10 protein-coding genes are annotated in these 12,729 nt (G+C 38.4%); all 10 read left to right on the forward strand.

The genetic code is table 11. The annotated features are described in order from the left end of the window. The first annotated feature begins 245 nt into the window (after positions 1-245). The 10 genes from EUBHAL_RS11980 to EUBHAL_RS12025 all read left to right on the forward strand — a co-directional run bounded on the left by EUBHAL_RS11980 (position 246) and on the right by EUBHAL_RS12025 (position 12,648). Positions 246-2,336, forward strand: coding sequence for a polyribonucleotide nucleotidyltransferase (locus EUBHAL_RS11980; RefSeq protein WP_005350119.1), 2,091 nt, complete (start codon positions 246-248; stop codon positions 2,334-2,336). 26 nt (positions 2,337-2,362) lie between these two features. Then, positions 2,363-2,956 (forward strand): restriction endonuclease subunit S domain-containing protein, encoded by a 594-nt coding sequence (locus tag EUBHAL_RS11985; protein WP_044923349.1) that lies wholly within the window; start codon positions 2,363-2,365, stop codon positions 2,954-2,956. A 12-nt stretch (positions 2,957-2,968) separates the two neighbouring features. After that, positions 2,969-4,342, forward strand: a complete 1,374-nt coding sequence (locus EUBHAL_RS11990; RefSeq protein ID WP_005350124.1) for an N-6 DNA methylase — start codon at positions 2,969-2,971, stop codon at positions 4,340-4,342. Between the two features lie 27 nt (positions 4,343-4,369). Continuing rightward, on the forward strand, positions 4,370-5,122 hold the full coding sequence (locus tag EUBHAL_RS11995; RefSeq protein ID WP_005350131.1) for a transporter substrate-binding domain-containing protein: 753 nt from the start codon (positions 4,370-4,372) through the stop codon (positions 5,120-5,122). A 210-nt stretch (positions 5,123-5,332) separates the two neighbouring features. Next, positions 5,333-6,013, forward strand: a complete 681-nt coding sequence (locus tag EUBHAL_RS12000; protein WP_242648796.1) for a ClpP family protease — start codon at positions 5,333-5,335, stop codon at positions 6,011-6,013. A 105-nt stretch (positions 6,014-6,118) separates the two neighbouring features. Further along, on the forward strand, positions 6,119-9,160 hold the full coding sequence (locus EUBHAL_RS12005) for an FtsK/SpoIIIE family DNA translocase (protein ID WP_005350135.1): 3,042 nt from the start codon (positions 6,119-6,121) through the stop codon (positions 9,158-9,160). 186 nt (positions 9,161-9,346) lie between these two features. Beyond that, entirely contained in the window at positions 9,347-10,198 is an 852-nt protein-coding gene (gene folD, locus EUBHAL_RS12010; RefSeq protein ID WP_022170410.1) for a bifunctional methylenetetrahydrofolate dehydrogenase/methenyltetrahydrofolate cyclohydrolase FolD, read from the forward strand. After that, on the forward strand, positions 10,195-11,592 hold the full coding sequence (rimO, locus tag EUBHAL_RS12015; RefSeq protein WP_005350141.1) for a 30S ribosomal protein S12 methylthiotransferase RimO: 1,398 nt from the start codon (positions 10,195-10,197) through the stop codon (positions 11,590-11,592). Before folD ends, rimO begins: the two co-directional genes overlap by 4 nt. Then, complete coding sequence (pgsA, locus tag EUBHAL_RS12020; protein WP_005350144.1) at positions 11,576-12,142, forward strand: CDP-diacylglycerol--glycerol-3-phosphate 3-phosphatidyltransferase; 567 nt, start codon at positions 11,576-11,578, stop codon at positions 12,140-12,142. Before rimO ends, pgsA begins: the two co-directional genes overlap by 17 nt. Beyond that, positions 12,142-12,648 carry a CinA family protein gene (locus EUBHAL_RS12025; RefSeq protein ID WP_005350146.1) on the forward strand — a complete coding sequence of 169 codons (507 nt, stop codon included), beginning with the start codon at positions 12,142-12,144 and terminating at the stop codon, positions 12,646-12,648. Before pgsA ends, EUBHAL_RS12025 begins: the two co-directional genes overlap by 1 nt. Positions 12,649-12,729 lie beyond the last annotated feature (81 nt).

A 12,729-nucleotide genomic window follows, 5' to 3' on the forward strand; every position in this document is an offset into this window, starting at 1 on the left:
ACACAAATATAGGCTATCGGTTCTCTTCCTGGGCGTCTCTCTCTTAATGAATTAAATAGTAACCTCAACTATTGCAGTTTTTTTTATCCTGTGATAGAATAGTAAAGATTAGGTCATAATTTATGACTATGGGAAGGATGTGCCCGAGACTTCTGAAAAGAGCATTGGAGGAAACAGTGCTTTTTTCAGTGGTTTCGGAAACCTTCCCTCATTAGATAAATATATTTTTTCAGGAGGTTTAAGTAATGGTAAAACAGTTTTCTATGGAACTGGCAGGAAGAACACTGACAGTTGAAATCGGAAAAGTGGCAGCGCAGGCCAATGGTGCCGCACTTATGCGCTATGGTGATACAGTGGTTTTATCCACAGCAACAGCTTCAGAGAAGCCAAGAGAAGGAATTGATTTCTTCCCTCTTAGTGTTGAATTTGAGGAGAAGATGTACGCAGTAGGTAAGATTCCTGGAGGATTTAATAAGAGAGAGGGTAAGGCATCTGAACATGCAGTTCTTACATCCCGTGTTATTGACCGTCCAATGCGTCCATTATTCCCTAAAGATTACAGAAATGATGTAACTCTGAATAACTTAGTTATGGCAGTAGACCCTGATTGTTCTCCAGAAGTAACAGCAATGCTTGGCGCTTCTGTTGCAACATCTATTTCTGATATTCCATTTGATGGTCCTATCGCCGGAACAAGAATCGGTCTTATTGATGGAGAATTTATCGTAAACCCTACAGCAGACCAGCAGTTAGTTTCTGATCTTGCACTTACAGTTGCTTCTACAGCAGAGAAAGTAATCATGATTGAAGCTGGTGCGAATGAAGTTCCAGAAGATAAGATGATTGAAGCTATCTTCAAGGCACATGAAGTAAATAAGGAAGTAATTAAGTTTATCGATCGTATCGTAGAAGAATGCGGAAAAGAGAAACATGAATACGAACATGTAGACACTCCAGAAGATTTATGGAATGATATGGTAGATTTCATCACTCCAGAAGCTATGGAAGAGGCAGTATTTACAGATGTAAAGCAGGTTCGTGAGGAGAATATCCGTCAGATTAAAGAGAAGTTAGAAGAACGTTACGCAGAAGAACACGAAGACTGGCTTCCATTAATTGATGATGCAGTATACAAGTTCCAGAAAAAGACGGTTCGTAAGATGATCTTAAAAGACCATAAGCGTCCAGATGGCCGTGCTATTAACGAGATTCGTCCATTAGCTGCAGAGATTGATCTTTTACCTAGAGTACATGGTTCAGGTATGTTTACTCGTGGACAGACTCAGATCATGACAATTACAACTTTAGCTCCATTATCTGAAGCACAGAAGATTGATGGCCTTGATGCAAATGTAACTTCTAAGAGATATATGCATCACTACAATTTCCCAAGCTACTCCGTAGGTGAGACAAAGCCTAGCCGTGGCCCGGGACGTCGTGAGATCGGTCATGGGGCATTAGCAGAGAGAGCTTTAGTTCCAGTACTTCCAAGTGAGGACGAGTTCCCATATGCAATTCGTACTGTTTCTGAAACATTAGAATCTAACGGTTCTACTTCTCAGGCAAGTATCTGTGCATCTACTTTATCTTTAATGGCAGCAGGTGTACCTATTAAGAAACCAGTTGCAGGTATTTCTACAGGTCTTGTAACAGGAGACAGCGATGATGATTACATCGTATTAACAGATATTCAGGGCCTTGAGGATTTCTTCGGAGACATGGACTTTAAGGTTGCCGGTACACATGATGGTATTACAGCAATTCAGATGGATATCAAGATTCACGGTTTAACACCAGATATTATCCGTGAGGCAATTTCTCGTACAAAAGAAGCTCGTGAACATATCCTTACTGATGTTATGGAACCAGTAATCTCTACACCGAGAGACCACGTTGGAGAATATGCTCCAAAGATTATGCAGATGCATGTAGATCCAGATAAGATCAGCGAGATTATCGGAAAACAGGGAAAGACAATCAACGCAATCATTGATGAGACAGGCGTTAAGATTGATATTAATGATGAGGGAAGAGTAGATATCTGTGGTGTAGATCAGGTAATGATCGACAGAGCAATGGAAATCATTCGTCTTATCGTAGAACCTGTAGAAGCAGGCAAGATTTATGAGGGAGAAGTTGTTCGTATTATGAACTTCGGTGCATTTGTACAGTTAGCTCCAAATAAGGATGGCCTGATTCACATTTCTAAACTTTCTAAAGAAAGAGTAGAGAAAGTAGAAGATGTTGTTAATATCGGTGATAAAGTAAAAGTAAAAGTTCTTGAAATTGATAAGATGGGAAGAATTAATCTGGCACTTCGCGAGATTATCAAATAAATTATTTTTACGAGGGGGCAGTGAGGTTGGAGTTCCTTTTAGAACAAATCAGCCAGATTACGCATGGTGTTGTACTGAATAGGATAAAGCCAAAGATATTAAGTGAGGGAGCAGAGTATCCCATTCTTACGATTAGTCAGTTAATTGACGAGGAAAATGGAGTGTGGGATTATGAAGTTCCTACGGCTTTGGTTGATAAAAAAAAGGTGAAGAATTTAAATCTGGCAAAAGAGCATAGCATCGTAATCGGACTGACCTCCTTCCATCGTGCTGCCGTACTGGAGAAACAGCATGAGGGCAAGATTATCCCATCCAATTTTGTTTCGATAGAATTTCAGAATGGGATAATGGATCCCTATTACTTTGCATGGTATTTTAATGAACATCCAGAGATAAAAAGGCAACGGATGATTGCCATTCAGGGAAACTCTTCAGTTAAGGTATTATCTGTACACATGATTCGTCAATTGATGATTGAGTGTCCGAATTTATCAACGCAGATGTCAATTGGTAAGCTGTACTATTATCAGAAGCGGAAAAAAGTACTTCTTATGGAAAAGATGCGTTTAGAAGAGGCAGTTCTGACAGAAGAAATGATGCACCATTTAGAAAAATTATAAAAGGGGAAACGGATGGACGAAAAACAGTTACAATATGAATTTTTGTCAATTTTAAGTGAGAGTCATCCGGGTCTGACATTTGAGGAATACAGAGATAGTTGTGTGTTCCTCTTATTTTATCAGTATCTTTGTTTAAAACATGGTGACTCACTAGAAGAGGCTTATAAGCCGGGTGAATTAGTGAAGATGGCAATACGTGGAAAGCTTCAGGTAGCTTCCTTTTTAAAATTTATGGAATCCGCTTCCTCTTTTTTACATCTTTTGAATAAAGATTTTCAACTTACAGAATTTTCATTTTATAAAAGCCTTGAAAGAGTACATTCTTTAGAAAAACAAAAAAGTTATGCAAGATTTTTTCGTAAATTTCTAAAAAAAATTGATGGCTGGGATTGTAAAGAAGAATTGCTCAGGCAGTATCCAAAACTATTTATTTTGCTGATTGCAGAATTTGCAAAGTTAAAAAAAGATACCTATATATCGGAAGAACTAAGCGAACTGTATCATAAGTTTTTTTGCAGGCGATTTCATAAGAAAAAAGGAAAATGTAAAGTTTTATTTCCAGAATTTCAGTATGGTATTTTGGCATCTTCCATTATAAGTACAGAAAAAAATATAGAGATTTATGGCTATACAAAGGAACAGGAATATATTGATATTTTTACGATTGTATGTTATATGAGAGGAATTCCATTAGATTCCCTACATCTTTTCATGAAAAAGGACTGGAGAGCAATCAGAGATTTGCCAGATGGAGCAGATAATATCCTTATTTTTATGCCGGAAGGTGTAGAAGCAGGAGAATATATAGCTTCACCAAAACTTTCTCTTGGAAAAGAACAGTTTTATGCTGGAACGAAGGGGGAATTTCCATTTTTACTGACAGCAATTTCTTGTTTAAAAGAGAATGGATTTTTGGCGGCAGTTTTTCCTGGTGCGATGCTTTACCGGGAAGGAAGAGAAGCGCAAATTCGTAAGTATCTTGTGGAAGAATTGAATTGTCTTGATACAATAATGCTGCTTCCGGATTCCATATTTCACTCTATAGGGCAGGCCGAGGCAATTTTATTTTTCCAGATGAATCGAGAACGAAAAGATATCTTGTTTTTTGACTGCTCGGAGATAGAAAGTCTTGATAAGGAACAGATAGATACTATAGATCAGCTTTGGAGTGAGAGAAAGACAATTCCTGGATTGTGTGCCTGTGTGGAGAGGGATGAGATAGAAAAAAATGAATATAATCTTAATCTTCCCCGTTACATTACAAAAGTTGTGAAGGAAACAGCAATTGATATGGAAAAAGGTAAGGCACGGATCAGGGAAATTGAGCAGGAATTGCAGGAAATTGAAAACCGCATCGCAATTTATCGTAGAGAGTTAGGATTGTAAATCGGAAAGCAGACAGGGAGGAACACCATGCGAAAAAAGAAGAGGATACCTGTTAGTATCATGCTGTTAGTATTCTTATTTCTTCTGACAGGATGCACATTAGGGGGCACTAAGCAAGAGGCAGAGACAAAGGTAGATTATTATATCGGCGTGATAGATGATAATGCACCATATTATTACGAAGAAGATGGACTGCCAAAAGGATACTATGCAGATTTTGTTGCAGCAATGGCAAAAGAAGAACCATTTACTTATAAATTTGTTCCTGTAGATGCATCTTCTTATAATGAAAATCTTTCTAAGAAGTCTATAGATGGCTTTATCGGAGCGACAAATGCATCCTCAGGTAAGAATATTTTGGCAAGTAAGTCATTCTACACATCTAATATTTGTGTTTTAGCGCCAAAAAGTTCTAACATTTCGACTTTAAAACAAATAAAAGATAACAGTATTGCAGCACCTGCCGATACAGAAGAGGAAGTATTTGCGAAATATCTTGCAAATCGTTATAAGGGGCGGGCAGTTCCATTTTTGTCTGTAAAAGAAGCACTTTCAGATATTGAGGCTGGTAATACACAGATACTCGTTGCAGATAAGGAATATTATAAGCAGCACAAAGAAACATTTAAAAGTTGGAAGGTTCTTAAAACAAGCCATCGTTTTCAAAATGAACATCGGCTTTTTATGCAAAAAGATGGAAAGCTGCAGGAGATTTATTCTAAAGGAATAAAAGCTTTAGAGACAAACGGAAGTCTAGAGCATTTTTCAAACACGCTCTAAAGAATATTTTCACACAGGATTAAAAATAGATAAAACACCCAGGAATTATTAAAAAAGGATATAATTCTTAGGTGTTTTTTCTTTCAAAATGAGCATGCTAAAGGGAAAGCTGCTTTCGGAAAAATCGTTTTATAAGATTAGAGCGTGTTTGAAACATGCTACAGGTGTAAAAGATTTCGGAAGCACATGAAAATATAGAGGAGGATGCTCATGAATACGCAATTAGAAAGTTTACTAGAACTTGGAGAAGTATTACTGGAGAATAACGGGACGGGGCAACATATTTTATTTTTATCTGTTATCGGTGAGATAGAAGGGCATCATTTATCATCAGACAGAATAAAGACAACAAAATATGAACATTTATTACCGCTTCTTACCCAAGTACAGGATAATCAGGAGATAGATGGATTATTTCTCCTGATTAATACGGTGGGAGGCGATTGTTCCTGTGGCCTTGCGGCAGCAGAAATGATTGCATCTATCAAAAAACCGACGGTTTCTCTTGTGATTGGAGATAGTCATTCTATTGGAGTACCTCTTTCAGTAGCGGCAGATCGAACATTTATTGCACCGACGGCAACGATGATTCTGCATCCAGTACGACTGAATGGTACGATTATTGGTGCGCCGCAGACATTTGAATACTTTCGGCTGATACAGGATAGGATTGTTACATTTGTAGAAGCACATACAGGAGTTGCGAAAAGCAGGCTGGAAAGAATGATGATACGTCAGGGGATGATGGTAAAAGATTTAGGAACAATTCTTGTAGGAAAAATGGCGGTGGAAGAAGGAATTATTGATGAAGTTGGTGGTGTTTCTGAAGCGCTTTTCTGGCTGCATCAGGAGATTGAAAGAAGCAGGAAGAAAAGACAGGAGAAAAAATGATAGAAGAAAAAATGTGTTATTTATTTTAAGAACGCATCTTTTTTTCTGACGGTATTTGTGATATGATGATAAAGATATCAAACTTAGAAAATAAAGGTGTTATGTATGGCAAGTAATAAAACAAACGAGAATAAGATAAAACGAAAAACAACAAAGAAAGTCACAACAAAGAATAATGTGACCAGAAAAACTACAGCGAAAAATCATACTTCGGGAACCAGAAAAAACGCATCCCAAAAGGCAGAAGGAATTCCGATGAGCAGTGAGATTACGTTGGTTGTTGCTTTTGGTCTGGTCGTTCTTATGATGTTTAGTAATTTTGGACATTGTGGATTGATTGGAAAATGGCTGGCCAGCTTCTTTTTTGGTATTTTTGGCTGTGCCCAGTTTGTTATGCCGGTATTTTTCTTCCTTGGTATAACAATTTTGGTTGCCAATGATTACAGTACGTTGGCAATGAAGAAGTGTGGTGCGGGATTTGTCATTTTGATGGAAGTATCGGCCGTATCGCAGTTGTTATATAAAGATACGACAGTGACAGTGCATGATTTATTTTCTGTGGCGATTAATAATCATGCAACAGGAGGAATTATCGGGGGCGGAGTTGCGCTTTTATTAAGAGAGGGATTTGGAACAGCAGGAGCGATGGTTGTTCTTATCTGTGTATTTTTGCTCGCATGTATTTTGCTGACACAAAGATCTTTTGTTTCTTTCTTTAAAAAGATGGTTAAGAATGTGCGGGCTTCAAAAGAAGAGTGGGAAAAGTCTGCCGAGAAACGGCGTTTAGAAAGAGAAGCGGCAGCAGCAGAAGACAGATTGATCAATTTAGAAGAGGAAGAGGAATCTTCAGATAAGGCGACTTCATTTTTGAAGATGAAGAGTGGCTATAAGAAGACTTCGGATAAGAAAAGAGCAAAACAATGCGAAGAAAAGGTGAAAGAACTAGAAGAAAAGAAGGAGAAAAAGAACCCGAAAAAGCAGCCATCTACGTCAGCAGAACAAGAGAAAACAATAAAAAATATAAAGGTGAATGTTCCGGTGTTTACTTCCTCTGATGAGGTGAAAAGAAAGGATTGTGTAAGGGAACTTCATCCGCAGATTTATCCATTCACAGAAGAGGATGGGAAGACAGAACCATTTAAAGGTAAGTTAGATTTCAGTGCGTTTACATTCCCAGAGGAAAATACCTCATTAATTTCAGAACAGGCACAAGAGAGTACTTTAGAAGTGCAAGAAGAAAGCTATGCCCCACCATATAAAGAAAAGGGAGCATTCCATACTTCACTGCCAGAAGAAATCCGAATCAATGAAGATTTGGGTAGTTTGATAGAAGAAGTTTCTGAAAGTATTGTATCTGAGGCAGAAGCCATTTCGGAAGAAAATGTTTATCCGGATGCGGCTGATCAGGCGATTGAACAGAAAGAAGTCCCTGAGATAGAAGCAGTAAAGGATATGAAGGAAAAACAGGAAGAAAATGAGGAGAGCAGAATCTGGAAAAATGGGGCTGAGATAAAGCAAAGAGATACAGAAGCAAAAGATAATGCTTCGGAAGTTAACGATAGGGATATTGCCATTCAAGAAAAGCAAATGGCAAGGCAAGATACCATTAAGAAAGAAACAGCTCAGAAAGTATCATCTGTAGAAAGCAAAGAAGTAGTTCCAGATAGAAAGAAAGCAGAAGGAAAAGATTACCTGTTTCCTCCCGCAAGTCTTCTTATAAAAGAAGAACAGGGACACTCCTCTGGCCAGCAGCAGTATTTACAGGAAACAGCGCAGAAACTGTATGAGACATTAAAAAGTTTTGGAGTGAATGTGACAATTACAGATATAAGCTGTGGCCCTTCTGTTACGAGATATGAGATGTTCCCGGAACAGGGAACAAAGGTAAGTAAGATTCTTTCTCTGACAGACGATATTAAGCTGAATCTTGCAGCATCTGATATCCGAATCGAGGCACCGATTCCGGGAAAGGCAGCAATTGGAATTGAGATTCCGAATAAACATAATCAGACCGTACATTTTAGGGATTTGATAGAAAGTCAGACATTTAAAACATTTAAATCCAAATTGGCTTTTGCAGTTGGAAAAGATATTGGAGGAAAGACCGTAGTAACAGATCTTGCCAAGATGCCACATTTATTAATTGCAGGAGCGACAGGATCTGGTAAGTCAGTGTGTATCAATACTTTGATTATGAGCATTTTATATAAGGCAGCACCGGAAGAAGTCAAGCTTATCATGATTGATCCTAAGATGGTAGAATTAAGTATTTACAATGGAATTCCACATCTGCTTATTCCAGTTGTTACTGATCCGAAAAAGGCATCAGGAGCATTAAACTGGGCTGTAGCAGAAATGACAAATCGTTATAAGAAGTTTACAGAAACTGGTGTTCGTAATATTGAAGGTTACAATAAAAAGGTAAGGGAACTTCAGAAATCTGGAGAGATTGATCCAGAAACTATAAAAAAAATGCCACAGATTGTCATTATTATCGATGAGCTTGCAGATCTTATGATGGTGGCTCCTGGAGAAGTAGAAGATGCTATTGTAAGATTATCACAGCTTGCAAGAGCAGCAGGAATTCATCTGGTTATTGCAACACAACGTCCATCGGTTAATGTTATCACGGGGCTTATTAAGGCAAATGTACCATCAAGAATTGCATTCTCTGTTTCTTCTGGTGTAGATAGCCGTACAATTATTGATATGAATGGAGCCGAAAAGCTTCTTGGTAAGGGAGATATGCTCTTTTATCCGGCAGGATACTCTAAACCGGTGCGTGTGCAGGGGGCTTTTATTTCCGATAATGAGATTAGCGATGTGGTTACATTTTTAAAAGAAAATGAAGATGTGGCAGTATACGATACAGAAGTAACTGAAAAAATTGAAAATAAATTAAAGAGCAGTGCGGTTTCTCAGGAAAGAGATGAATATTTTGAAGCAGCAGCCCGCTTTGTTATTGAAAAAGACAAGGCTTCCATTGGAATGCTGCAGCGAATGTTTAAGATTGGATTTAATCGAGCAGCAAGAATAGTGGATCAGCTTTCGGATGCAGGAATCGTGGGTCCGGAAGAAGGAACAAAGCCGCGGAAAGTATTAATGTCTTCAGAACAGTTAGAATCCTATTTTGAGGAATATTTATAAAAATTGCAAAGAATTTGTAAAGAACTGGCGGCAGGACTTTACGAAATGAAAAATTTGTTGTATTATTAAATATCTTGTGGCTATTTAAAGTGAAGATAAATATCGTTAATGTGTTTACTTTTTGATTTTAAATAGGTACAATATCTATGTATAAATACATAATAAATGAAGAAAAGAGGAGATACTATGTCTTTAAGAATTGATGGAAAAAAGATATCTTCCGATATTAAAGAGGAATTAAAAGAACAGGTAAAGCTGTTAAAAGAAGAAGGCATTTCTGTATGTTTAGCTGTAATTCAGGTAGGAAGTGATCCTGCATCAAGCGTATATGTGAATAATAAAAAGAAAGCATGTGCGTATATTGGAATTGAGTCACAGGCTTATGAGCTTCCAGAAGAGACAACACAGGAAGAACTGCTTAGTTTAATTAGCCGTCTGAATAAGGATGATCATGTGAATGGTATTCTTGTACAGCTTCCAGTGCCTGCACATATGGACGAGAAAGAGATTATTCAGGCAATCTCTCCAGCAAAGGATGTTGATGGATTCCATCCACAGAGTGTAGGTGCTTTATCTACAGGAGAGCCAGGCTTTGTATCTTGTACTCCAGCAGGAATTATCCAGTTATTAAAACGTTCCGGCATCTCTATTGATGGAAAAGACTGCGTTGTTGTTGGGCGCAGCAATATCGTTGGTAAACCGATGTCCATGCTTCTTTTAAGAGAGAATGGAACGGTAACAATCTGCCATTCTCATACAAAAAATTTAAAAGAAGTATGCCAGAGAGCAGATATTTTAGTAGCTGCGATTGGAAAGCCAAAATTCTTTGATGACAGCTATGTAAAAGATGGGGCTGTCGTAATTGATGTAGGAATCCACAGAAATGAAGAGAATAAACTTTGTGGTGATGTTGATTATGATAAGGTAGTAGATAAAGTTTCTGCGATTACTCCTGTTCCAGGAGGAGTAGGCCCGATGACAATCGCCATGTTAATGAATAACTGCGTAGAAGCAGCGTTAAGGATGAATAACCGATGAAAAATGTATTATTTGTATCACTAGGATGCGACAAGAACCTCGTAGATAGTGAAAAGATGCTTGGACTTTTAAATGAAGCGGGATACCGTGTGGCACAGGAAGAGTCCGAGGCAGATGCGATTGTAGTAAATACTTGCTGTTTTATTCATGATGCGAAAGAAGAGAGTGTAGAAACGATTCTCGAGATGGCAGAATGGAAGAAAAAGGGCAGACTCAAGGCACTTATTGTAACAGGATGTATGGCACAGCGGTATCAGGATGAGATTCAGCAGGAGATTCCAGAAGTGGATGCAGTAATTGGAACAACGGGATATACAGAGATTGTTCCGATTCTTGATGAGATTCTTGCTGAGGCAGAGGCATCACAGAAAGAAGCTGCAGTAGAAGAACCCAAGGAGAAGTCCTTTGTAAACTGTTGTCCTTCTATTGATTTGCTTCCTGCTTCCTTAGCAGATAAACGTGTAGTAACAACTGGTGGATATACTGCTTATTTAAAAATTGCAGAAGGATGTAATAAGCGCTGTACATACTGTATCATTCCATATATTCGGGGACATTATCGTAGTTTCCCAATGGAAGATCTGTTAGAGGAAGCAAGAAAGCTTGCTGAGGGCGGGGTAAAGGAATTAATTCTTATTGCCCAGGAAACAACGGTTTATGGTATGGACTGTTATGGAAGAAAGGCACTGCCAGAACTTTTAACAAAACTTTGTGAAATCGAAGGAATTGAATGGATTCGTATTTTGTACTGTTATCCGGAAGAAATTACGGATGAATTGATTGCTGTAATGAAGAAAGAGAAGAAGATTTGTCATTATCTTGATATTCCAATTCAGCATAGTGAGGATACGATATTAAAGCGTATGGGCCGCCGCACCAATAGAGCAGAATTAGTTTCTCTTGTAGAGAAGTTAAGGAAAGAAATACCGGACATTGTTCTTCGTACAACTTTAATTACTGGTTTTCCTGGTGAGACCGAAGAAGAATTCAAAAATATGGTGGACTTTGTAGACAGTATGGAATTTGACCGACTTGGTGTATTCCCATACTCAGCAGAAGAAGGAACAAAAGCTGCAGAGATGGACGGTCAGATTACAGAAGAAGTAAAGGAAAGCCGCCGGGATGAGATTATGGCATTACAGCAGGAGATTTCTGCTGATAAAGCTGCAAGTCGAATTGATGATGAAATGTCCGTTTTAATAGAGGGTTACTTATATGAAGACGATATCTATATTGGAAGAACTTATATGGATGCGCCGAAGGTAGACGGAAATGTATTTGTCCGGGCGGAGGAAGAATTGATTTCCGGTGATATCGTTCCTGTTCGCATTACGGGAGCAAATGAATATGATTTGATGGGAGATGTTATTTATGCCGATGAATTTACCGAATAAGCTTACAATTGTAAGAATCATTATGATTCCATTTTTTGTATTTTTCCTGTTAACAGATTTCGTTGCAGGTTCTAAATGGATCGCTACAGTACTGTTCTGTGCAGCTAGTATTACAGACTTTTTAGATGGACATATTGCAAGAAAGTATAATCTTGTAACAAATTTCGGAAAGTTTATGGATCCACTTGCAGATAAAATGCTTGTTTCTTCTGCGTTTATCTGTCTTGTAGCACAGAATAAGATCGCTGCATGGATTGTTATTGTTATTATTGCAAGAGAGTTTGTTATTAGTGGATTCCGTTTAGTAGCCAGCGATAGCGGTGTTGTTATTGCAGCAAGTTATTGGGGCAAGTTCAAAACAAATTTCCAGATGTTTGCAATTATTTTACTGATGCTTAATCTCGGAGAAAACTTCCCTGCATATGCTGGAGGAATACATATCGCTGAGCAGATTCTTATATATATTGCATTAATTCTTACGATTGTTTCTTTAGTAGATTATCTTGCAAAGAACATTGATGTGTTAAAAGAGGGAGGCAATGAAAAATAATGAGTTCCGATCGGATTATGGCAGAAGAACCAATTGAAAAGAAAATTACACGGATTTTGATTCACAGGAAGATGACAGTAACTGCTGCCGAATCCTGCACAGGCGGTCTTGTAGCAGGCACGCTTGTAAATGCCGACGGAATTTCAGAAGTTTTTAAGGAAAGTTATGTTACTTACTCTAATGAAGCTAAGCATAAGCTGCTTGGTGTAAAAAAGGAGACTCTTGAGAAATATGGTGCTGTCTCAAGACAGACAGCGGCAGAGATGGCTGAAGGTGCAGTAAGAGCAGCGGGAGCGGATGCCTCTGTTGTTACAACAGGAGTTGCAGGTCCAGGAGGGGGAACAGAAGAAAAACCGGTAGGGCTGGTTTATATTGGATGTTGTGTAAAGGGACGTACGATAGTGAAGCGCTGTTTTTACGGCGGGAATCGTCAGGGGGTTCGTCACAGCGCAGTAAAAGAAGCGTTGGAGATTCTATATTGCCAGCTTCTCGCAGATAAGTATTAGAGCGTGTTTGAAAAATCATTCCTGCAATCTGCACGCCCCAATTTGCGGGAAATTTTGCCTTCATTCAGTTGACGTAGCCCA

It is taken from the genome of Anaerobutyricum hallii DSM 3353 (genome assembly GCF_000173975.1).
GTDB lineage: Bacteria > Bacillota > Clostridia > Lachnospirales > Lachnospiraceae > Anaerobutyricum > Anaerobutyricum hallii.

Coding starts and splice junctions, on each gene's coding strand:
- EUBHAL_RS11980 (WP_005350119.1), top strand. CDS start 246: ATGGTAAAACAGTTTTCTATGGAACTGGCAGGAAGAACACTGACAGTT.
- EUBHAL_RS11990 (WP_005350124.1), top strand. CDS start 2,969: ATGGACGAAAAACAGTTACAATATGAATTTTTGTCAATTTTAAGTGAG.
- EUBHAL_RS11995 (WP_005350131.1), top strand. CDS start 4,370: ATGCGAAAAAAGAAGAGGATACCTGTTAGTATCATGCTGTTAGTATTC.
- EUBHAL_RS12000 (WP_242648796.1), top strand. CDS start 5,333: ATGAATACGCAATTAGAAAGTTTACTAGAACTTGGAGAAGTATTACTG.
- EUBHAL_RS12005 (WP_005350135.1), top strand. CDS start 6,119: ATGGCAAGTAATAAAACAAACGAGAATAAGATAAAACGAAAAACAACA.
- folD (WP_022170410.1), top strand. CDS start 9,347: ATGTCTTTAAGAATTGATGGAAAAAAGATATCTTCCGATATTAAAGAG.
- rimO (WP_005350141.1), top strand. CDS start 10,195: ATGAAAAATGTATTATTTGTATCACTAGGATGCGACAAGAACCTCGTA.
- pgsA (WP_005350144.1), top strand. CDS start 11,576: ATGAATTTACCGAATAAGCTTACAATTGTAAGAATCATTATGATTCCA.
- EUBHAL_RS12025 (WP_005350146.1), top strand. CDS start 12,142: ATGAGTTCCGATCGGATTATGGCAGAAGAACCAATTGAAAAGAAAATT.